The sequence below is a fragment of the Acidiphilium sp. 34-64-41 genome, from assembly GCF_002282635.1.
Classification (GTDB): domain Bacteria; phylum Pseudomonadota; class Alphaproteobacteria; order Acetobacterales; family Acetobacteraceae; genus Acidiphilium; species Acidiphilium rubrum.
In genome coordinates this window covers 1-21,357 of the sequence record NZ_NCJX01000019.1, presented here as the reverse complement: position 1 = coordinate 21,357, position 21,357 = coordinate 1, and the positions used below count along the sequence as shown (strand labels likewise).

Genomic DNA, 21,357 nt, shown 5'->3' with positions numbered 1-21,357 from the left:
TTTGAATTTGCCGCTGAGGGTATCATCCTGCCGTCCGATGTCCATCACCACGCGCTTCGCCCCCAGCCCGACCGGGTATCTGCACCTTGGCCACGCCGCTGCCGCTTTGATCGGGTTCGAGCATGCGCGGGCGGCCGGCGGGCGGTTTCTGCTGCGAATCGAGGATATCGATACCGCGCGGTGCCGGCCCTGTTATACCGAGGCGATCCTCGCGGATCTCGCCTGGCTCGGACTCGTTTGGGATGGCGCACCGCGCATCCAGTCCGCGCATGTCGCCGCCTATCGCGCCGCACTCGATCAACTCGCGGCGATGGCGCTGCTGTATCCGTGTTTCTGCTCGCGCGCCGAAATCGCCGCCGCGCTCGGGGCGCCGCATGGGGCGGGCGCGGTCTATCCCGGCACCTGCCGCCACCTCGATCCCGCATTTGCCGCCGACCGCATGGCGCGCGGCGATGCCTATGCGCTGCGCCTGCGCACCGATGCCGCCATCCGCCAAACCGGCCCCGTGCGCTATCACGAGGCGGGCGAGGGCTGGATCAGCGGCGATGCGGCGGCGTGCGGCGATATCGTGCTCGCCCGCAAGGATGCGCCGTGCAGCTATCATTTATGCGTCACGCATGACGATGCGCTGCAGGGCGTGACGCTGGTGACGCGCGGCGCGGACCTGCGGGATGCAACGCCCATCCAGGTGGTGCTGCAACGCCTGTTCGGCTGGCCAACGCCGGGCTACGCCCATCACGCTCTGCTGACCGATGCCGCCGGCCGGCGCCTGGCCAAGCGCGATCGTGCCGCCACGCTGCGCGACCTGCGGGAGGGTGGTGTAACGCCCGATCAGGTCCGGAAAATCATCTCTTGCCGGATCGGCAATATCACCTCACTCTCATGACATGACATTGCGCAAAACCCTGCCCGTTCTGACACTCGCAGCCCTTGGCCTCGCCATCGCAGCACCTGCCCATGCCGCACCGGCGCCACCGGCGATCGCAAAACTCGCGCGGGCGGCGTTGCCGGCGGTGGTCGATGTCGAAAGCATCGACCCGATGAAAGCCAAGCCCGGCAGCGGTGCGGCGAGCAAGCCGGGTGCTGGCGGATTTCACAAGACCGCGACCGACAAAGCCGACAGCCACAGCCTGATCGTGCCGCCGCGCGCCGAACAGGCGCTTGGCACCGGGTTTTTCATCAGCCCGGATGGCTATATCGTCACCAATCATCACGTCATCGCCGGTGCCAGCGAAATCAAGGTGACGCTGCATGACGGCCGGATTTTCACCGCCAAGCTGGTCGGCGCCGATAAAAAGGCCGATCTCGCCGTGCTGAAAATCGACACCGGCAAGCCCGATCCGTATCTGACGTTCGGCGACAGCGGCAAGCTCGAACTGGGCGACTGGGTGGTTGCGATCGGCAACCCGTTCGGCCTCGGTTTCTCGGTCTCGGCCGGCGTGGTCAGCGCGCTGCACCGCGATATCGGCTCCGGCCCTTTTGACAATTTCATCCAGACCGATGCCGCGATCAACCGCGGCAATTCCGGCGGCCCGATGCTCGATGCCGCGGGGCACGTCGTCGGCGTCGATTCGGCAATCTATTCACCCTCGGGCGGATCGGTCGGCATCGGGTTCGCCATCCCCTCCAGCATGGTCAAGCCGGTCGCCCTCGCGCTGATCGCGCATGGCTCGATGACGCGCGGCTGGGCCGGATTGCGGGTGGAACATCTCTCGGCCGACATGCAGCACGCCTGGCATCTGAAAACGACCGATGGCGTCGTGGTCGGCGGCGTCGTTGCGCACGGCCCCTCGGCCGGCAAATTAGCGCCGGCCGACGTGATCACCCGCGTCAACGGCAACCCGATCGATACGGTGCACGCCTTCAAGGTCGCTCTCGCCGAAATCCCGGTCGGCCAGACCGCGCAACTGCGCTACCGGCACGATGGCGATGTGCACGACGCGACCATCACCATCGCCGTACCGCCGAAACCGGCCGCACCAGGTGCCAAACCGAAAGCCGCACCCGCCACCACAGCGCCGAAACCCGATATGATCAGCGCCCTCGGCATCGGCGTGATGACCCATCCCGGTGCCCAGGGCGTGATTGTCGTCTCGGTCGACAAAAACGGCGCCGCCGCCCATGCCGGATTACAGGCCGATACGCTGATCGAAGCGGTCGGCCCGGATTTCATAACCTCGCCCGAGGCGCTGAACGATCGGCTGGCGCATAAACATGCGGTCGCCCTGCTGGTCGACGGGCCGGATGGGTCGTCGTGGATTTCGGTGCCGCTGGATCATGCGGTCAAGGCGCATTGAGGCTCGGTGGTTGATAGGAAGGTTAGGGAAGGGCTTCTTTTTTGTAAAAAAGAAGCAAAAAACTTTTTGACTCGGGGTCGGGGGCGCTGTGGACGGGTTGCCTTGCGCGTGATGGTCTTTAGGGCTTCGCGGCGGCTCAGGCCGCTGAGGCGGTGGCTGTTCTGATCGACATAACGCTGCACCTCGTCCGGGTCCGTCCAGGCGTATTCCCGCAAGGCCCAGCCGATCCCCTTGCGCAAGAAAAATTCCCTGGACTCGACCGACGGTTCGATACAATCGTAAAGTAGTTCAAGATCAGTCGCTTGCTTGGCCTTGTTCGGACAGATTATGGCGGCACCGCCGCTGCCACATATCCCCGCCGGTGCTCCATTGCCGCATCGCCTGTTTGAACGGCTCCGGATCGTTGCACAGCACCGCACGAAGCGCCTGTGCGTCCAATCGTTTCGATTATTCCATGTCTGCGATGCCTGACTGAGCCCGGACCCCAATTCAAAAAAGTTTTTTGCTTCTTTTTTCCAAAAAAAGAAGGACTTCCCTTACTTTCTGACCGATCCTCACCCCGCCTTAGCCGTCAACCCAGCCGCCTCGATCCCGGCAATCGCGCAGGTCTCGTCGTTATCGGAGGTATCGCCCGAAATGCCGACCGCGCCGATGATGTCGCCGGCGCCATCGATCACCAGCACGCCGCCCGGCACTGGCACCATGCGGCCTTGGGTGGCGGCGGCGAGGGCGGTGACGAAGCCGGCGCCGCCGGCGTTCCAGCGGTCGAACAGCACGCGCGAGCCGGCACCGATGGCGAGGCCGCCCCAGGCCTTGCCGGTTGCGATTTCGACCCGGCCGATGCCCGAGCGATCCTCCCGCGCGAGCGCGACCATGTGGCCGCCGGCGTCGAGCACCACCACGGTCAGTGGTGCGAGGTTGAGCGCGCGCCCTTTGGCGCGGGCGGCGGCGAGGATGGTTTCGGCGGTGGCGAGGGTGAGATTGGTCATCGATCGAGTCCTGTCAGTGGTAGCGGTGTCATGAATGCCGGGGTTTAGGGCACGAAACCCGGCTCAGTTCAACGGGGGCAGGTCGATCCAGGAGAGATGGCCGCCCTTGCCGGCGCCGGTGTCCAGGAACATGGCAACGCCGCCGAGCGCCCCGGTCAGGCGCAGCGGGCGGCCATCCGTGCTGCGTTGGTCGTGGCCGCAATAGACCGTGATGCCCGGCGGAATCCGGTCGACCCAGGTGAGCAGGCGTTCGGGCTTGCCGGCGCCGGTGACGCGGCCGGTGGTCTGGCCGAACAGGGCGCGGGCGAGCAGGCGGCCGGCGCGGCCGGGCGGCAACGGCGGGGCCGGTTCGGTGAGCATCGCGGGGTGAAACCCGCCGTGTACGCAGAGTGCGCTGTGCAGGGTGAGCCACGCCGGTGCGCGGCTGATTTCGGCCAGGGTGCGCGCGGCGGTGGCCGCATCGAGCGCGGCCAACGTGGTGGCAAGGCCGGGGCCGCGCTGCACGGCATCGCCCCGCAGCGCGCGGGCCAGTTTGAAATCATGGTTGCCGAGCAGAAACAGGCCGCGCCCGGCGTCGATCAGGTCGAACATCAGATGCAGCGCGCCGGGCGTGTCCGGCCCGTCATCGACCAGATCACCGAGCTGGATGATGAACCGATCGGTCGCCGCCGCCGCGGCGAAGCCTTTGGCGTCGCCGTGGACATCACCCACGATGCGCAGGCCGATGCCCGGGGGGATACGGCCGGGCGGCGTCACGCCTGTGCCGCGATCGCGGCGCGCAGATCCTGCTGGGCGGCGCGGTCGATCGGAAAGCGGCGCATGATCAGCGCGGCGACGATTTTCAGCGCAGAGGGGATGCCGCAATAGAGCACCATCAGGGCGGCATCCTGCATCGCGTCGTTGCCGCCGTGGGTCGAGAACCCGACCAGGCCGAGCAGCGGAAACGCGAGACCCGGCGCGAGGGCGTTGCCAGCCTTCTGGGCCATGGTGGCGGCCGCGAAATAGATGCCGGCGCGCTGCTCGCCGCTCGCGGCTTCATCGACATCGACGACATCGGCCTGGATCGCGGGCGGGATGGTGAAATCCGCACCCAGCCCAGCGCCGGTGAAGACGCTGATGATGCCGAACAGGATCAGCACATGCGGCACGTGCAGGATCGCCGGCACGAAGGCGAAGGCGATGCCGGACATCGCCATCGCCGCTGCCCAGGTCTGATGCTTGCCGATCCGCGCCGCGAGTTTCAGCCAAAACGGCACCGAGATCACGCCCGCCGCGAAATAGACCAGCAGCAGCGGCCCCGATGCGGCGGGCGTATGCAGGATTTGGTCGAACACGATCAGGATCAGCGCCGCCGGCAACCCGTTCGCCAGACCGTTCACCGCCCAAGCGAGGATCAGCCGGCGGAACGGGCCGTTCGAGGCGACCAGTTTCAGGGTCGGCCCGAGCCCGGCCGGGGCAGTGCGCCGCGTCGGCAGCTTGTCGGGCACGAGCAGCAGCGCGAACAGCACGAAGGGTGTCGCAAGCCCGATGGTCAGCAGCGACAGCAGATGCGCCTGGCCGACATGTGAGGTGATGCCGAGGGCGACCGGCGCGATCGCGGAAATCAGGATGCCAACAATCGTGCCGCCTTCGCGCAGCGAGGTGATGCGCTGGCGTTCGGTATAGTCATCCGACAATTCAGCCCCCCACGCCCAATAGGGCAGGGACAGCGCGGTCCAGCCCCAGGTGACCAGCGCGTAGAACACGAGCAGCCAGAGTGCGCCGGCCCCGTGCGGTGGAAAGAACAGGCCGACCGCGCCGATCGCCGCCACCGGCATCGCCACCGCCATGAATGGTTTGCGCCGGCCGAAGCGACTATGCGAGAGGTCGGAAAACCGGCCGATCGCGGGGTCGACGATGACATCGAAAATCCGCACGAGCGTCAGCACGAAGCCGACCGTGGCGAGGTTCATATGCATCGATCCGGCCCAGAAATCCGGCAGGATCACCAGCAGCGGCAGGCCGAGCATCGCCAGCGGCAGCGCGGGGGCTGCGTAGATCAGCTTGGTGCGGAGGCTGAGGCGAGAATTCGGCAATCAGCCTCGCGCGATCACGAACTGGCCCACATCGGTCCAACCGGCGCGGAACCCGGCCTCGCAATACGCCAGATAATATTCCCACAGCCGCTTGAACCGCGTGTCGTACTGGCGCGACATCGCGCCGATCTGCGGCCACGCGGCCTGGAACGCGTGCTGCCAGCGCGCCAGGGTTTCGGCGTAATCCTGGCCGAACCAGAAACTGTCGCGCAGTTTCAACCCGGCGCGGGCGATTTCCTGACCGAACCTTGTGGGCGAGGGCAGCATGCCGCCGGGGAACACGTAGCGCTGGATGAAATCGGCACTCGAACGATAATCGTCGAAATACCGGTCGGCGATGGTGATGACCTGCAACCCGGCGAGGCCGCCATGGTTCAGCCGGTCGCGCACGCAATCGAAATAGGTCGGCCAGTATTGCTCGCCGACCGCTTCGAACATCTCGATCGAGGCGATCCGGTCGAAGGTTTCCGTTACGTCGCGATAATCCTGCAACCGTAGAGTGACGCGGTTGCCGAGCCCGGCGCGGGCGATGCGCGCCTGGCCGTAGTCGAGTTGCTCCTGCGACAAGGTGATGCCGGTGACGTTGGCGCCATAATCGCGCGCTGCAATTTCGGCGAAGCCACCCCAGCCGCAGCCGATTTCGAGCACGTTCATCCCCTCGCTCAGGCCGAGCGCGCGGCACAGGCGGTGGATTTTCCGCTCCTGCGCAGCGGCTAGGCCGGAGTCGCCGGTTTCGAACACGGCAGCTGAATAGGTCATGGTTTCATCGAGCCATGATGCATAGAAATCATTACCAAGGTCATAATGCTCGGCGATATTGCGCCGCGCGCCCTTGCGGGTGTTCGGCCGCAACTTATGCGCAACATAGCTGACCGCGCGCGCCCAGAGCTTGCCGCGCAGCATGTCTTCCCACGCCGCCTCGTTCACCGTGCCCGAACGCAGCACATCGATCAGGTTCGGGCTGTCCCACCAGCCTTCCAGATAGGCCTCGGCGAGACCGAGGCTGCCGCCGAGCAACAGTTTCGCGATCATCCGCGCATCGCGCACCACCATGGTGGCGTTCGGCCCCGGTTCGGTGCCGGCGAAATGATGCACCGAGCCATCCGGCAGGATCACCTCGATCGTGCCGGCCTTGATCATCCGGGCGATGCCGAGCCCCAGCCGCAGCCGGCGGTCGCGCGGCAGGGCGGCGTTGGACAGAGTGGTGGCGTCGTTCATACGGCGTCTCCTCGGACGATTGTCGGGTGAGAGTCTTTCGGTTCACGATGAAATTTGGCACCACGAACCAGGGTCTTGATCGCCTCCCAATGGATCGCGGCGATCACCTTGACCGCCATCAATGGCATGCGGGCAAGCTGGCCGAGCAGCGCACGGTCGGTCGCCGGCGCGGCATCGAGCGCCATCACGGCACTCATCCGGCGCGCTTCGGCACCATAGCGGATGCTCATGCGAAACCGCCGCTCCAGCCGGGTGAAGGTGAAATCATACTGACCCTGCATGTCGAACAGGGGGGATACATGCATCGCCTTGGCGACCCGCTGGCGGATCAGTCCCGATGCCGTGGTCACCGGGATGAGATAGCCCACCTGATCGCCGAACGTGTTCTTCACCTGGTGCAGCACGGCACCCAGCCTGCCATCGGCGTCGGCGCAGAAATAAAAGGAAATCGGGTTGAATGCATAACCGAGTATACGGGGAATCGTCATGAAACGGATGCGCGCGCCGAACGCCGCCAGCCCGTTTTCCGCCAGCGCCGCCTCGACCCAGGGGCGCAGGGCGCTGCCGTCGCGCGGGCCGTGGTCGCGATCGTTGATGCCGATCAGTCCGGGCCGGTTGTGCCGGAAGATCGCGCTGCGCCGCGCCAGACCATCGAGATCGTCAAGATCAAGCGCGAGCATCCACAGCCGGTAGGCGAATTTATGGCGCGGCGTGGTGTAGCGCACATGGCCGACCGATCCGGCATAGATCATCGCACCGCTCATGCCGCGCGCCGTTCCGTGCGCGCCTGCCAGGGAATGCCAAGCCCGAGCGCCTGCGCGATGCGCACCGCCGAGGCAATGCCATCTTCATGGAAGCCCCAGCCGGTCCAGGCCCCTGCGAACCATAGCCGATCGACGCCCTGAATACCCGGCAGCGCCGCCTGTGCGGCCATCGCCGCCGTGTCGAACACCGGATGCGTGTAGTCGCGCCGCAACAGCACCTGCGCCGGGTCGGGCGGGATCAGCGGGTTCAGGCTGACCAGCAAGGGTTTCGCGGTCTTGATGCCCTGCAACGCGTTCATCCAATAGGTCACGCTGATCGCCTGGCCATGATCGGCCGCATCGCGCGAAAGGTAATTCCACGCCGACCACACGGCTTTGCGCCGGGGCATCAGCGCAGGATCGGTGTGCAGAACGGCGGTGTTCGCCTGAAACCGGACGGCGCCGAGCAGGGCACGTTCCTCGGGCGTGGGTTGTTCGATCATCGCGAGCGCCTGATCTGCGTGGCAGGCGAGCACGATCTGATCGAACATCGCTGTATCATGATCGGTGCTGACGCTGACCCGATCACCCATGCGGCTGACGCGGCGCACCGGCGACGCCGAGCGCACCCGTGCGCCGAGTGCCGCACGCAGCTTCGCGACATACATGCGCGACCCGCCGGTCACGGTGCGCCATTGCGGCCGGTCGTTGATGGTCAGCAGACCGTGATTATGAAAAAATCGCACGAAATGCCAGGCCGGAAACGCCCGCATGCCGGCGACCGAGGCCGACCAGATCGCCGCCCCCATCGGCAGGATATGATCCTCGGTGAAACCGGCGCTGTAGCGGTTCCGATCGAGATAATCGCCGAGGGTTTCGGTGGTCTCGCTGGTCAACAGCGCGGGGGCTTCGCGGTTGAAGCGCAGAATGTCCTGGATCATCCGCCAGAAGCGCGGCCGCAGCAGATTGGTTTTCTGGGCGAATAATTGCGCGAGGTTCGAGCCGCCGTATTCCAGCGCGCCATCGCCGATCGAGACGCCAAAGGTCATTTCGGTATCATGGGTTGCGACATCGAGTTCCCTGAAAAATCCTTCGAGATTCGGATAGTTCCGATCGTTCAGCACGATGAACCCGGTATCGACCGCAACCTCCATGCCATCGAGCGTGACCAATTGGGTATCGGCATGGCCGCCGAGCCGCGCCTCGGCCTCGTAGAGCACGACGTCGAACTCATCGCGCGCGAGCCATGCCATCGCCATCCCGGCGATGCCGGCGCCGATCACCGCGAGTTTTGGTTTTTCACTGCTCATGCCGCCGATTTTCCGATCGTCTTGAACGCCGCCAGCGCCCGCTCACGCCCCGCTTTGAGGTCGATGATCGGGCGCGGATAGGTTTTGCCCAGCGTAACACCGGCGCCGCGCAGCACCGCCTCCGGTGCGTCCCACGGCGCGTGCAGCGCGCGATCGGGCAGGCGCGCGAGTTCCGGCACGAAGCGGCGGACATAGGCACCCTCCGGGTCGAATTTCTCACCTTGCAGCACCGGGTTGAAGATTCTGAAATAGGGTGCCGCATCCGCACCGCACCCGGCCACCCATTGCCACGAGGCGGCGTTGGACGCGGCATCGGCATCGACCAGACAATCCCAGAACCACGCCGCGCCCGCCTGCCAGGGGATCAGCAGATGCTTGACCAGGAAGGAGGCGGTGATCATCCGCACGCGGTTGTGCATCCAGCCGGTCCGCCAGAGTTGCCGCATCCCGGCATCGACGATCGGAATACCGGTTACGCCGCGCTGCCAGGCGCGCAGATCATCCGGGGCGTCGCGCCACGGCATCGCCACGAACTGGTCCTTCATCGGCACTTCATCGAGCGTTTCATTATGCCAGAGCAGATAGGCGGCGAATTCGCGCCAGATCAGCTCCTTGAGAAATGTGTGCTTGCCGTCAGGGCGTTTGGTCACCACCGCATCGGCCGCGCGCCAGACCGCATCGATCGCGATTTCGCCCCAGTGCAGATGCGGCGACAGCATCGAGGTGCCGGTCTCGCCGGGTAGGTTGCGGCGGCGATCGTAATCCTCGAGCCCGTCACGCAGGAACTGCTCAAGCCGGTCATGCGCGCCGGCCTCGCCGGGTTGCCAGGTGTCGCGCAACCCGCACGCCCAATCCGGCGCGCGGGGCAGCAAATGCCAATCCTCCAGCGCATCGCTTGCGACATCGGCAATGCCCGGAATGCGCTCGGGCGCCGCGATCGCCGCGCGCGGTGCGAACGCCTCGAAACACGCGCGCGAGAACGGGGTGTAGACGCCGTAGACGCCATCCGATTTCGTGCGGATCTGCTCGGCACCGAACATCAGCGCCGAGCGATGCCGCTCAAAGCCGATACCGCGCGCTTTCAACGCGGCCGCCACATCGCGATCGACCCGCCGCAGCCAGGGCTCATGCGCCCGCCCGGCATGCACCGTGGTAGCACCGATCGATGCGGCGAGTTCGGGGATGATCGCCACCGAATCGCCACGCCGCAGCACGAGCTTCGCCCCGCGCGCCGCACAATCCTGCGCCAGCGCCGCGAGCGAGCGGTGCAGCCACCACAGCGCGGCCCCACCCCACTGCGCCGCGGGATCGAGCACGAACACCAGCACGACCGCGCCCGCATCGAGCCCCGCCGCTAACGCAGGGTTATCGGCCAGCCGTAAATCGTTGCGCAGCCAGACCAGACTCCTCGCCATCATGCGGCTTTCGCTGCGTGTGCGAGCGGAAACGCGAACACCCGCTCCCGGCTCAGCAGAAACACCTGCCCGCCGCGCGGGAACAGCGCGCGGATCGGCGCCGCCGTCACCTCCAACCCGCCGGTAAAAGCGCCGAACGAGGGCAGCAGCACGCGGTGCTGATCGGTCACGAAACAGGGCCGCGCGATCGAACCCGCCCGTGTCGCGATTCGCGCCTTGGGATGAAAATGGCCGGAAAACTCGACCTGCCCGGTCTCCAGCGCCTCAGCTTGATGGCGGAACACCCAGGCCTCATCGCGCAGGGTGCGCCGCCTCGAACCGCGCCAGCCGCGCCGCATCCTCGGCCGCCAGACGCGCGTGGCCCTGATCGTCGTGGAACGAATCGCCGAGCGCGATCACCACCTCCGGCGCGTAGCGCCGCAGCAGCAGCGCCAGCCGGTCCAGCGTCGCCCGCGTATCGTACGGCGGCACCAGCGTACCGCGCGCGGCACTCGACGAGGCTTTTTCCAGATGCAGATCGGCCAGGATCAACGTCCGGCGCGCGGGCCAGAACACCACCCCGGCGGGGTCGAGCATGAAACGATGACCGGCACGGTGAATCGGGGCAGCATTCATAACCGCCTCCATTCCATATTGTGCCGTGTCACGCCAGATGGACACTTGATGCGACATCATCCTCGATCCCGGCCTCGGCGAGCAGGGCCTCGGCTTCGGCCAGCAGCGCGTCCTCCGCCTCGCCGCCGCGAATCTGCTCGCGACCGATTTCGAGCAGCACCGGCACGGCCAGCGGTGAGACGCGCTTGAGCCGCCGGTGCGTGATCCGTCCGCGCGCCCGCGCCAGCATCCCGGCGATCCGCGCCAGATCGACCAGCCCATGCGCGGCGTCCGCCCTTGTTGCGCGGAGCAGGATATGGGTGGGGTCATGTTTGCGGAGCACATCGTAAATCAGATCGGTATTGATACTGACTTGTCTACGGCTGCGCTCGCCGCCCGGATGCGTCCGCTCGATCAACCCGGCGATCACGGCCACGTTGCGGAAGCTGCGCTTGAGCATGGTGCTTTCCGCCATCCACGCTTCGAGATCATCGCCGAGCATGTCCTCCTCGAACAGCCGGGCGATGTCGTGCGGTTCGCGCGCGCACCACACGCCGAGCACGTAATCGGTCGCAACGAACCCCAAAGGCTGATCGCCGAACCGTTCCAGCCGCCGGGTGATCAACATGCCGAGCGCCTGATGCGCCTGCCGCCCCTCGAAACAATAGGCGACGATGTACCAGCGCCCGCCGCGCGGAAACGTCTCGACCAGCAGATCATCGGGGCCGGGCAGGGATGATCGCCATGCCTGGAGTTCCAGCCATTCGCGCACCTGATCCGGAAAATGCCGCCATTGCGCGGGCTCGTGCAGCATGGCGCGCACCCGGTTGGCGAGGTTGGTGCTCAGCGGCATCCGCCCGCCGACATAGGCGGGAATTTTCGGCTCGCCGGTGCCGCCATCCGCCGCCATCACGCTGGTTTCGCGAATGCCGAGAAACACCAGCCGCCGCCCCGCGAACAAAAACGTATCGCCCGGGCTCATCATGGTGACGAAATATTCCTCGATCTCGCCGAGCGTGATGCCCCCGCCGCGCCCGCCGCCCAACCGCACCTTCAGCACCGGCGCCTCGACGATGGTGCCGATATTCATGCGGAACTGCCGCACGATGCGCGCGTGGCGCACATGCATGAACCCTTCGGAATCACGGAACAATTTTCGGTAGCGCTCATAGACCGCGAGCGCGTAGCCGCCATCTTCGACATAGTGAACCACATCGTCACCTCGGCGTACAATTCATCCGGGTGGAACGGGGCTGCGCACGCGCACCCCAGCACGTGCTGGGCCAGCACATCGAGCGCGCCTGGTCGCGGCGGATCGCCATCGAGATCAAGTGCCGCCACCCCTTCGATCGCGGCGGCGCATTCCAGCACCTCGAACCGGTTGGCCGGCACCAGCAGCGCGCGCGAAGCCTCATCCAGCCGGTGATTGGCCCGGCCCAGCCGCTGCATCAGCCGCGACATGCCCTTGGGGGCCGCGACCTGGATCACCTGATCGACCGCGGCCCAATCGATCCCGAGATCGAGCGATGAGGTCGCCACCACCGCGCGCAGCCGCCCGGCCGCCATCGCCGCCTCGACCTTGCGGCGCTGGCTCACATCGAGACTGCCATGATGCAGCGCGATCGGCAGCGTTTCCTCATTGTGCCGCCACAGCGCCTCGAACATCAGCTCCGCCTGCGCGCGGGTGTTGACGAACACGATCGTCATGCGCGCGCCACGGATCTGCTGCAAAATCGCCTCGGCCGCCATCAGCCCCATATGGCCCGACCACGGCATCCGCCCCGGTGCGATCAGCAGGCCGATCTCGGGCGCAGCACCGGCCTCACCGAGCACCAATCGCGTCACACCGCCGATGCCGTCGGGCGAGAGCCAGTCCCGCATCGCGCCCGGATGCGCGACGGTGGCGGACAGCCCGATCCGCAGCGCCGCCGGCGCCAGCGCGTGCAGCCGCGCGAGGCCGAGCGCCAGTTGATCGCCGCGCTTGGTGCCGGCGAGCGCGTGGATCTCATCGATCACGATCACCGCGAGATCGGCGAAATAATCCGCTGCCTCGGGCTGATACAACAATAAGGCGAGGCTCTCCGGCGTGGTCAGCAGAATATGCGGCGGATCGCTGCGCTGGCGCGCCCGCCGGTTCGCCTGCGTATCGCCGGTGCGGGTTTCAACGCGGATCGGCAGCGCCATCTCGGCGATCGGCGCTTCGAGATTGCGCGCAATATCGGTGGCCAGCGCCTTCAACGGGCTGATATAGAGCGTGTGCAGCCTGGGGCGCGGATCATCAGCCAGAGCGATCAGGCTCGGCAGAAAACCGGCCAGCGTCTTGCCGCCGCCGGTCGGTGCAATCAGCAGCGCATTCTCACCCGCGCCGACCGCATCGAGCACCGCAAGCTGATGTGGCCGCACCAGCCAACCCCGCGCCGCAAACCAGTCACCGAACCGCGCCGGCAGCGATGTTTTGCTTTTGTTCACGATTTGCAGTCTAATCACCCTGGTTATTTTCGCAATCACCGTCCATCTGAACCCAGTGGCACCGCACCCCGAAACCTGGCTCCAACCCCGCCCCGAAGGCCTGTTCTGCCTCCCCGGCGGCTTTTTCATCGATGCGACGCGCGCGGTCGACCGGGCGATCATCACCCATGGCCATGCCGATCACGCTCGGCCGGGTCATGTTCACGTGCTCGCCAGCGTCGAAACGCTGGCGATCATGCGGGCGCGGATGGGCGAGGGCAGGGCGGGCATCACCCAGCAGGCGCTCGCGATTGGCGAGGTGCTGCGGATCGGCGATGTCGATGTCAGCCTGGTGCCGGCCGGCCATGTGCTCGGCTCGTGCCAGGTGGTGATGACCTATCAGGGCAGCCGCGCCGTGGTGTCCGGCGATTACAAGCGCCGCGCCGACCCCACCTGCGCTGGCTTCGTGCCGGTCGCGTGCGACGTGTTCGTCACCGAGGCGACGTTCGGCCTGCCGGTGTTCCGCCACCCCGATACCGACAAGGAAATCGCCAAGCTGCTGCATTCGATGAGCGTGTTTCCCGAACGGCCGCATCTGATCGGCGCTTACGGCCTCGGCAAATCACAGCGCATGATCGCCCTGCTGCGCGCCGCCGGCTACGACGCGCCGATCTACCTGCACGGGGCATTGGCGAAACTATGCGATTTGTACGGCGAACTCGGCATCGATCTGGGCGATCTCCGCCCGGCCACGGTGGCCGACAAAGCCGCGCTGCGCGGTGCCGTGGTGATCGCGCCGCCCTCCGCCGTCGCGGATCGCTGGGCACGCCGGCTGGATGATCCGGTGGTCGCGGTCGCTTCGGGTTGGATGCGGGTGCGCCAGCGCGCCAAGGCGAGCGGGGTGGAACTACCCCTGATCATCTCCGATCACGCCGATTGGGATGAGTTGCTGGCCACCGTGATCGACGTACAGGCCCCGGAAATCTGGGTCACGCACGGCAACGAGGCCGCGCTGATCTATCAGCTTGGTCTGATGGGGCGGCGCGGGCGGGCGTTGAGTTTGATCGGGTATGGCGATGAGGGGGATGATGCGTGAGCGATAGGAAGGGAAGGAAAGACTTCTTTTTTGTAAAAAAGAAGCAAAAAACTTTTGTTGATTTGGGGCATGGGTGGTTTCATGGGGATGGGCCCAATGAATCAAAGTTTTTTTGCTTCTTTTTGTTCACAAAAAGAAGTCTTCCCCTTTCCTTGCCTTCGCCCTGATGAAGCCTTTCGCCGACCTCCTGGAGCGCCTGCTCTACACCCAAGGCCGCAACGCCAAAATCGCGCTATTGGCCGATTACTTCGGCACGCGCCCCGATCCCGAACGCGGCTACGCCCTGGCCGCAATCGCCGGCAAACTTGATTTTCCGGGCGCGAAACCGGCGGCGCTACGCGCCTTGGTCGCAACCCGCGTCGATCCGGAATTGTTTGCCTTATCTTACGACTATGTCGGTGACCTTGCCGAGGCCATTGCGCTGATCTGGCCAAAAGCGGCCATCGAAGCGCCGCCGGAACTACCCGCGGTGGTCGACCAGCTTCGCCAGACCCCGCGCGATGCAATCCCCGCGCTCATCGCCACTTGGCTGGATGCGAGCGACGTTTCGACCCGCATCGCGCTGATCAAGCTGATCACCGGCGGCCTCAGGGTCGGCGCGTCGCTGCGGCTGGCCAAGCTCGCCCTCGCACAACGCTTCGATGTCGAGGTCGATCAGATCGAGGAGATCTGGCACGGTCTGCTGCCGCCCTATCCCACGCTGTTCGATTGGCTGGAACGCCGCGCGCTGCGGCCCGATCCTGGTACCACGCCGGTGTTCCGCCCGCCGATGCTCGCCCACCCGATCGAGGAGGTTGACCGCGCAAGCCTCGACTGGTCGGCCTACCGGGCGGAATGGAAATGGGATGGCATCCGCGTCCAACTGGTCGCAACGCCTGGCGGCAAGCGGCTGTATTCGCGCGGTGCTGATGATATTTCAGCGAGTTTTCCGGAAATCCTCGCCGCGATGGAATTCAACGCGGTGCTCGATGGTGAATTGCTAGTGATGAGAGATGGTGTGGTCGCCCCGTTCGCCGATTTGCAGCAACGGCTCAACCGCAAGATCGTCAGTGCCAAGGCGCGCGCCGAATATCCTGTCGCCGTGCGGCTCTATGACATGCTGTTCGACGGTGCCGCGGATCTGCGCGGCCTGCCGTTCGATCAGCGCCGCGCCCGGCTGGAGGCCTGGTTTGCCGCGACCACCCCGGCACGGATGGATATTTCGCCGCAGATCGACTTCGAAACTGAAGCCGATCTCGCCGGTCTGCGCGCCACCGCGCGTGATGACGGCATCGAAGGGCTGATGCTCAAGGCCGCCGCAAGCCCCTATCTCGCCGGCAGGCCGAAGGGCCATTGGTGGAAATGGAAACGCGATCCGCTCAGCCTCGACTGCGTGCTGATGTACGCCCAGCGCGGCCATGGCAGGCGAAGCTCATTCTATTCGGATTACACCTTCGGCGTCTGGACCGAGGAAGGTCGGCTGGTGCCGATCGGCAAGGCGTATTCCGGTTACACCGATGCCGAATTGCTGGTGCTGGATAAATGGATCCGCACCCATACCGTCGCGACCTACGGGCCGGTGCGCGAGGTGGAACACGGCATCGTGCTTGAAATCGGCTTCGACGCCGCCCAGCGCTCAAGCCGACACAAATCAGGCATCGCGCTGCGGTTTCCACGAATTTTGCGGCTGCGGCTCGACAAGCCTGTCGCCGAAGCGGACCGGCTGGAAACCGCGACGCGGTTGATCGGCGCCGCTGCGGTCTGAACCGATCAGGGTTCGTCTGCGGCCAGAACGCCCAGCGCGGCCGCGATGCCGAAGGCGCCCGGCAGCGCGCCGTGCGGGAACAGCGTGTTGACGTGGCCGAGCTTGCGGCCTTCGCGGGCGGCGGTTTTGCCGTAGTGATGCGGGATGAGGCCTTGGGTTGCGACGATTTGTGGCCAGAGCGCGATATCGGCCGGGCCAACCAGGTTTTTCATCACCGCATCGGAATGGCGCACCGCCTGGGGCAAGGCGAGGCCGGCGACCGCGCGGATGTGGAGCTCGAACTGGCTCGCGGGGCAGGCATCGATCGTCCAGTGGCCGGAATTATGCGGGCGGGGTGCGATTTCGTTGGCGAGGATGCGGCCATCGCGGTCGATGAAGAATTCCACCGCCATCAGCCCGACCAGGGCGAGGTGATCGGCGACGCGCAGCGCCATCGCCTGGGCTTCGTGCCGCAGATCGGGGTCGAACGGGGCGGGGGCCAGGGTGAGGTCGAGGATGTGGTCGCGGTGGCGGTTTTCCACGGTGTCGAACGCGGTGCTGGCGCCATCGGCGCCGCGCGCGACGATGACCGAGCATTCGCAGGCGAAATCGACGAAGCCTTCGAGGATGAGCGGTTTCGGGTTGAGCAGCGCGAAGGCCATTTCGGCTTCACCAGCGGTGCGGATCAGCGCCTGGCCCTTGCCGTCGTAGCCGAGGCGGGTGGTTTTGAGCACGGCGGGCAGGCCGATGGTGGCGATGGCGGCCTGGAGTTGCGCGATCGATTCGACCGGCGCCCAGGGTGCGGTGCGCACGCCGGCGGCGTTCAGGAAGGTTTTTTCGGCGATGCGGTCCTGGCTGATGCGCAGGATGTCCGGCCCGGGGCGCACCGGGCGGCGCTCGGCCAGCAGGTCGAGACCCTCGGCCGAGACGTTTTCGAACTCGAAGGTGATGACATCGACCGATTCGGCAAAGCGGATCAGGGCGGCGTTGTCATCATAATCGGCCAGCGTCGTCAAGCTCGCGACCTGCGAGGCCGGGGCATCAGGTTCGGGGGTGAAAATATGGCAGCGATAGCCGAGCCGAGCGGCGGCCATGGCGGACATCCGACCGAGTTGGCCGCCGCCGACGATGCCGATGGTTGCGTTGGGCGGTAGGGGGAAATTCATGGTCAGTCTTCCGGCAGTTCGGGCACGCGCGCGGTCTGGGCGGCGCGCCAGTCAGCGAGGCGGGCGGCGAGGGCGGGATCGGCCAGAGCGAGGATGGATGCCGCGAATAATCCGGCGTTGATCGCACCGGGTTTGCCGATCGCAAACGTCGCGACCGGTATGCCGCCGGGCATCTGCACGATCGAGTAGAGGCTATCCTGGCCGCGCAAAGCGTGGGATTCCACCGGCACGCCGAGCACCGGCAAAGTGGTGAGCGAGGCGACCATGCCGGGCAGATGCGCGGCACCGCCGGCGCCGGCGATGATGATGTGCAGGCCGCGCGCGCTGGCCGATTTGGCGTAGGCCACCATGCGCTCGGGCGTGCGGTGCGCCGAAATCACCCGGGCTTCGTAGGGGATGGCGAGGTCATCGAGCATGGCGGTGGCGGCTTGCAGGGTCGGCCAGTCCGACCGGCTGCCCATGATGACGCCGACGAGCGGTGGGTTCATGCGATATTATCGGGGATCAGGCGGCTTTCGAGCCGGAGGATCTGGTCACGCAGCAGCAGTTTGCGCTTCTTGAGGCGTTGGACCTGTAATTGATCGATCGCGGCGTGGTCGCCGAGCCGTGCGATCACGGTATCGAGGTCGCGATGCTCGCTGCGCAACCCGTGCAGATGACGGAGCAGATTATCCTTGTCGGTCAGCATGATCGGCTCCTTAGCACAGGGTCGCGCTCAACTCCTATCGTGGTTTCGGCCGCTGATCCATGGGGGGTATTGCCGAAGCCTTGCATAAAAGTTTGATGACAAGTGCCGCGCGGCGGGACTAGTCTCGGTTCCGGTGCCTTTGATCGGGCACCGGGCCTTCCACACGTTGGATCAACTCTCGGAAAGGAGTGAATGATGAGCTTGGAAGCGAGACTCGAGTCATTGAAGCAACGCCACGCCGGCCTCGATGCGCGGATTACCGATGAAGATCGCCGGCCCCGACCGGATGACGACAGTCTCTCACGGCTCAAACTGGAAAAACTCCGTTTGAAGGAAGAAATGGAGCGTCTGCGGACGCGATAGTAAACCGACCGAAATCGTCACATCAGCGCGGCCGGAGCGGCTCAGCCGCTCCGGCCGTTTCGATTTCAGGCGGCTTCATCTTCCGCGTGTGCCGGCAAGGGCGGCGGGATCGGCTGACCTTCGCGGACCGCGCGGGTATTGGCGGCGTTGACCGCGTCGTTCAGGTCCGATTGCTTGCACAGTCCGAGAATGACCGGGTCGCGCGGCTTGATGTTGGCGGAATTCCAGTGGCTGCGCTCGCGCACTTTCTGGATGGTTTCTTTCGTGGTGCCGAGCAGTTTGACGATCGCGGCATCCTGCACCAGCGGATAGTTGCGCAGCACGAAGGCGATGGCGTCCGGCCGGTCGATCCGCTTGGCGACGGGAGTGTAGCGTGCTCCCTTGCTGCGTTTGGCGCCGGGGTTGGCGGCTTCCAGCACTTTCAGCCGGGCGGCGGGGTCGGCTTCGCAGCGCTTGATCTGTTCCGCGGTGGTCTGTTTGTTGGCGACCGGATCGTAGCCGACGATGCCCTGCGCGACCTCACCATCGGCGATGGCTTGGATTTCGAGCGGGTGCATGCCGCAGAAATCCGCGATCTGCTCGAAGGTCAGCGCGGTCTTTTCGATCAACCACACGGCGGTGGCTTTCGGCATCAAGGGTAGCGTCATGATCATACCTCAGAGAGAGCGGCAGGCGGCCAAGTTCGTGCCTCGGCACAGCCGACATACAATAGCCTTTTTGATATGGTGCAGATATGACACTCTGGTCAAGCCATGCCGCGCTGCGATCGGCGCAGGCCGCCTGTGCGTGACCGTTTGGATGGTTTATCCCTTGCGTTTCCGCGCTCACGGGTAAAGATGACAGATATGATCGACCCGTTTGGCCGTGCCATAACTTATTTGCGGATATCCGTCACCGACCGGTGCGATTTTCGCTGTGTCTATTGCATGGCGGAGGATATGAATTTTCTGCCCAAGGGCGATTTGTTGTCGCTCGAGGAGTTGGAACGGCTGGCCACCGCGTTCGTTGGACTCGGAGTGCGGAAATTGCGGCTGACCGGTGGTGAGCCGCTGGTGCGGCGCGGGGTGATGGCGCTGGTCAATCGGCTGGGATTGCAGATTGGTGCGAAACCAGGCGAACCGGGGCTCGATGAGCTGACCTTGACCACCAATGGTAGTCAGTTGGCGCGCTATGCCGAGGAGCTGGCGGCGGCCGGGGTGAAGCGGCTTAATGTGAGTATCGATACGTTGGATGTCGCGAAATTCGCGGCGATCACCCGGTGGGGGCGGCTGCCGCAGGTGCTTGAAGGGGTGATGGCGGCCAAGGCGGCGGGGTTGAAGGTCAAGATCAACGCGGTGGCGCTGAAGGATGTGAATGAGCATGAGTTCGATCGGATGCTTGGCTGGTGCGGTGAGCACGGATTTGATTTTTGCCTGATCGAGACGATGCCGCTGGGTGAGATCGATGGCGACCGGATGGATCAGTATTTGCCGTTGTCGCTGGTGCGCCAGCGGCTTGCGGCGAACTGGACGCTGACGCCGACCGATTATGTGACCGGCGGGCCGGCGCGGTATTTCGATGTGGCGGAGACCGGCACGCGGCTGGGGTTCATTACGCCGCTCACGCATAATTTCTGCGAAGGGTGCAACCGGGTTCGGCTGACCTGCACGGGGACTTTGTATATGTGCCTCGGGCAGGAGGATGCGGCGGATCTGCGCAAGGTGCTGCGCGGTTCGGATGATGATGCGGTGCTCGAAGGTGCGATCCGCGCGGCGATTGCGCGCAAGCCGAAGGGTCATGATTTCGTGATCGACCGGGCGCATAACCGGCCGGCGCTGGCGCGGCATATGAGCGTGACCGGGGGGTAGGGACCCGGTGGATGGTGATCCACCGGGTATTCAAACGCGTTCGATCAGGCTTTGGTGCGGCGGCGCAGCACGAGTCCGAGACCGGCGAGAGCGGTGCCGAGCAGCAGGAACGAGCCGGGTTCGGGGACCGGGATGGGTGCCTTGACGAGCTGGAAGGTTGCGTCGACGCTAATATTTTTCGCGACGGGGCTCCACAAGGACCCGAATTCCGCGTGGCTTAGTGAAATGTCGAGAATCGCGCCATCGGCGAAATCAACTTCGCCAGGATTGTTCCAGACGATGTCGCCGGTACTGCCGGTGATATAGCCGAACACGCTGAATGCCGTGTCAATGCCTTTGCCGGTGACGCTGCCGGTGGCGTCCGTCGGTAAAGTAAAGGTGAAATCCGTGGCAAGCGTGTCTTTGCGCGTCGTGCCGAAGAAGCTGGCGGCGTTGTCCGTCGCTGTGATGGTCAGGAAATCGTCGAAGGTGATTTTTTGACCCAGCGCGAGGTTGAGGTTGGTGATGTCGGCGTTGTTCACCGTGCCGGTGAAGTTCAGTTTATTGGTGGTCGATCCAGTGTCGGCGAAGGTGCCGGTGCCGGAAATGATGGTGGCCTGGGCCGTGCCGATCGCGAGGAATGCGGCTAGGCTGGTGAATGCGAGCAGTTTCGGGAAAGTCATGATGGTCTCCTGGGAGAATTCTGGCGGATATAATGATCGTTTTAAAACTAAGCAACATCCGTGCCAAAAATAATATTCTTCTATTTCATGATGTTAAAAGTGGACTTCCGGGCGAGTGTAAAGTTTTTTGACAGATATGAGACGTTGGCGGCCGATTGGCCCGCGTTTTTGGTACGATATCGTAACGAAATGGACGTGCGAATTTGTTTTGGTCACGCGGCGGATTTTTGGATGTAGCCGGTTTCGATGGTGAAGCCTGGCTCGGGCGGCTGGCGGGCGGGCCAGGCGGTGGGGGGTGGTGATGCGATGGTTGCGGCGGGGCGTGATCGGGCCGGGGCTGTGGTTGGGATGGCGAGGATGGCGGGGCGTTCGATGCCGAGGGCCTCGAACAGGGGGCGGAGGATGCGGCCGATGGCGGGGTTGGTTTCGATCAGTTCGGCCATGGTGGTGTCGGCGAGCAGATCGCGGAGTTGCTGGGCGGGGTAGGTGACGGCGGCGGGCATGTCGTGCGTGCCGGGGAAAACGCGGGGGAGCCAGCCGAAGCCATCCGGCAGGGAGGAGCGTTTGGCGCGGTTGGGTTTGGCGGGCGTGAGGCGTGGGCGGCTTGAGGTGGGGCCGCGCAATACAGCGCGCGCGAAGCGGGCGGCGATGCTGGTGAGGCGCTGCCAGATGGCGATGATTTTGGCCCCCGGAAGGTGTTGCGCGTGGCCCTGGTTGACGGCG

The 21,357-nt window shown here is 65.1% G+C and carries 23 protein-coding genes and 1 pseudogene; 6 read left to right on the top strand and 18 right to left on the bottom strand.

The genetic code is table 11. From position 1 onward, the window contains the following. Positions 1-37 precede the first annotated feature (37 nt). Together gluQRS and B7X49_RS05870 are read left to right on the top strand one after the other, a co-directional pair. The gene (gluQRS, locus tag B7X49_RS05875) at positions 38-886 is read left to right on the top strand and encodes a tRNA glutamyl-Q(34) synthetase GluQRS (protein WP_286702649.1); all 849 of its coding nucleotides are present in this window, start codon (positions 38-40) and stop codon (positions 884-886) included. A 1-nt stretch (position 887) separates the two neighbouring features. After that, complete coding sequence (locus tag B7X49_RS05870; RefSeq protein ID WP_286702648.1) at positions 888-2,297, top strand: trypsin-like peptidase domain-containing protein; 1,410 nt, start codon at positions 888-890, stop codon at positions 2,295-2,297. On the opposite strand, the gene B7X49_RS18755 is transcribed toward B7X49_RS05870, so the two are convergent. From B7X49_RS18755 to B7X49_RS05815, 12 genes and pseudogenes are all read right to left on the bottom strand, one after another. Then, positions 2,276-2,623, bottom strand: coding sequence for a DNA alkylation repair protein (locus B7X49_RS18755; protein WP_353744407.1), 348 nt, complete (start codon positions 2,621-2,623; stop codon positions 2,276-2,278). The genes B7X49_RS05870 and B7X49_RS18755 overlap by 22 nt on opposite strands. Beyond that, complete coding sequence (locus B7X49_RS05865; protein WP_286702647.1) at positions 2,592-2,735, bottom strand: hypothetical protein; 144 nt, start codon at positions 2,733-2,735, stop codon at positions 2,592-2,594. Before B7X49_RS05865 ends, B7X49_RS18755 begins: the two co-directional genes overlap by 32 nt. Before the next feature lie 116 nt (positions 2,736-2,851). Then, on the bottom strand, positions 2,852-3,286 hold the full coding sequence (locus tag B7X49_RS05860; RefSeq protein ID WP_286702646.1) for a heme-binding protein: 435 nt from the start codon (positions 3,284-3,286) through the stop codon (positions 2,852-2,854). A gap of 63 nt (positions 3,287-3,349) precedes the next feature. Continuing rightward, the gene (locus B7X49_RS05855; protein WP_286702645.1) at positions 3,350-4,042 is read right to left on the bottom strand and encodes a metallophosphoesterase; all 693 of its coding nucleotides are present in this window, start codon (positions 4,040-4,042) and stop codon (positions 3,350-3,352) included. Continuing rightward, positions 4,039-5,361, bottom strand: a complete 1,323-nt coding sequence (locus B7X49_RS05850) for an MFS transporter (RefSeq protein ID WP_286702644.1) — start codon at positions 5,359-5,361, stop codon at positions 4,039-4,041. The genes B7X49_RS05855 and B7X49_RS05850 overlap by 4 nt, the downstream gene beginning before the upstream one ends. Then, positions 5,362-6,579: a cyclopropane-fatty-acyl-phospholipid synthase family protein gene (locus tag B7X49_RS05845; protein ID WP_286702643.1), complete on the bottom strand. Its 1,218-nt coding sequence runs from the start codon at positions 6,577-6,579 to the stop codon at positions 5,362-5,364. Beyond that, positions 6,576-7,343: a DUF1365 domain-containing protein gene (locus B7X49_RS05840; RefSeq protein WP_286702642.1), complete on the bottom strand. Its 768-nt coding sequence runs from the start codon at positions 7,341-7,343 to the stop codon at positions 6,576-6,578. Before B7X49_RS05840 ends, B7X49_RS05845 begins: the two co-directional genes overlap by 4 nt. Then, positions 7,340-8,632 carry an NAD(P)/FAD-dependent oxidoreductase gene (locus tag B7X49_RS05835; RefSeq protein ID WP_286702641.1) on the bottom strand — a complete coding sequence of 431 codons (1,293 nt, stop codon included), beginning with the start codon at positions 8,630-8,632 and terminating at the stop codon, positions 7,340-7,342. Before B7X49_RS05835 ends, B7X49_RS05840 begins: the two co-directional genes overlap by 4 nt. Next, positions 8,629-10,047, bottom strand: a complete 1,419-nt coding sequence (locus tag B7X49_RS05830) for a deoxyribodipyrimidine photo-lyase (RefSeq protein WP_286702640.1) — start codon at positions 10,045-10,047, stop codon at positions 8,629-8,631. The genes B7X49_RS05835 and B7X49_RS05830 overlap by 4 nt, the downstream gene beginning before the upstream one ends. Continuing rightward, positions 10,047-10,385, bottom strand: a complete 339-nt coding sequence (locus tag B7X49_RS05825) for a hypothetical protein (RefSeq protein ID WP_286838589.1) — start codon at positions 10,383-10,385, stop codon at positions 10,047-10,049. Before B7X49_RS05825 ends, B7X49_RS05830 begins: the two co-directional genes overlap by 1 nt. After that, positions 10,339-10,662 (bottom strand): hypothetical protein, encoded by a 324-nt coding sequence (locus B7X49_RS05820; RefSeq protein ID WP_286838586.1) that lies wholly within the window; start codon positions 10,660-10,662, stop codon positions 10,339-10,341. The genes B7X49_RS05825 and B7X49_RS05820 overlap by 47 nt, the downstream gene beginning before the upstream one ends. A gap of 28 nt (positions 10,663-10,690) precedes the next feature. Further along, a pseudogene (locus B7X49_RS05815) lies at positions 10,691-13,044 on the bottom strand (ligase-associated DNA damage response DEXH box helicase). 121 nt (positions 13,045-13,165) lie between these two features. Here B7X49_RS05815 and B7X49_RS05810 point away from each other — a divergent pair. Continuing rightward, positions 13,166-14,185 carry a ligase-associated DNA damage response exonuclease gene (locus tag B7X49_RS05810; protein WP_286702637.1) on the top strand — a complete coding sequence of 340 codons (1,020 nt, stop codon included), beginning with the start codon at positions 13,166-13,168 and terminating at the stop codon, positions 14,183-14,185. A 166-nt stretch (positions 14,186-14,351) separates the two neighbouring features. Then, positions 14,352-15,929, top strand: a complete 1,578-nt coding sequence (locus B7X49_RS05805) for a cisplatin damage response ATP-dependent DNA ligase (RefSeq protein WP_286702636.1) — start codon at positions 14,352-14,354, stop codon at positions 15,927-15,929. Positions 15,930-15,934: 5 nt separating this feature from the next. Here the strand turns inward: B7X49_RS05805 and B7X49_RS05800 are convergent, their stop codons facing one another. From B7X49_RS05800 to B7X49_RS05790, 3 genes are read right to left on the bottom strand one after another with little or no spacing between them, the layout of a single operon-like run. Continuing rightward, a complete protein-coding gene (locus B7X49_RS05800; protein ID WP_286838584.1) occupies positions 15,935-17,074 on the bottom strand; it encodes a 5-(carboxyamino)imidazole ribonucleotide synthase in 1,140 nt (379 codons plus the stop codon). Positions 17,075-17,076: 2 nt separating this feature from the next. Continuing rightward, entirely contained in the window at positions 17,077-17,562 is a 486-nt protein-coding gene (gene purE, locus B7X49_RS05795) for a 5-(carboxyamino)imidazole ribonucleotide mutase (protein ID WP_286702634.1), read from the bottom strand. After that, complete coding sequence (locus tag B7X49_RS05790; protein WP_029310831.1) at positions 17,559-17,762, bottom strand: YdcH family protein; 204 nt, start codon at positions 17,760-17,762, stop codon at positions 17,559-17,561. Before B7X49_RS05790 ends, purE begins: the two co-directional genes overlap by 4 nt. A gap of 195 nt (positions 17,763-17,957) precedes the next feature. Here B7X49_RS05790 and B7X49_RS05785 point away from each other — a divergent pair, with 195 nt between their 5' ends. Then, positions 17,958-18,125, top strand: coding sequence for a YdcH family protein (locus B7X49_RS05785; RefSeq protein ID WP_076454376.1), 168 nt, complete (start codon positions 17,958-17,960; stop codon positions 18,123-18,125). Between the two features lie 65 nt (positions 18,126-18,190). Here B7X49_RS05785 and B7X49_RS05780 read toward each other — a convergent pair whose 3' ends face one another. Then, the gene (locus B7X49_RS05780; RefSeq protein ID WP_175612082.1) at positions 18,191-18,775 is read right to left on the bottom strand and encodes a DUF1013 domain-containing protein; all 585 of its coding nucleotides are present in this window, start codon (positions 18,773-18,775) and stop codon (positions 18,191-18,193) included. Positions 18,776-18,970: 195 nt separating this feature from the next. On the opposite strand from B7X49_RS05780, the gene moaA reads away from it, so the two are divergent. After that, positions 18,971-19,972, top strand: coding sequence for a GTP 3',8-cyclase MoaA (gene moaA / locus B7X49_RS05775; protein ID WP_286702702.1), 1,002 nt, complete (start codon positions 18,971-18,973; stop codon positions 19,970-19,972). A gap of 44 nt (positions 19,973-20,016) precedes the next feature. Here the strand turns inward: moaA and B7X49_RS05770 are convergent, their stop codons facing one another. Together B7X49_RS05770 and B7X49_RS05765 are read right to left on the bottom strand one after the other, a co-directional pair. Further along, complete coding sequence (locus B7X49_RS05770; RefSeq protein WP_286702633.1) at positions 20,017-20,634, bottom strand: PEP-CTERM sorting domain-containing protein; 618 nt, start codon at positions 20,632-20,634, stop codon at positions 20,017-20,019. A 212-nt stretch (positions 20,635-20,846) separates the two neighbouring features. After that, on the bottom strand, positions 20,847-21,357 hold a 511-nt coding region (locus B7X49_RS05765; RefSeq protein ID WP_286838580.1), incomplete at its 5' end, for a hypothetical protein.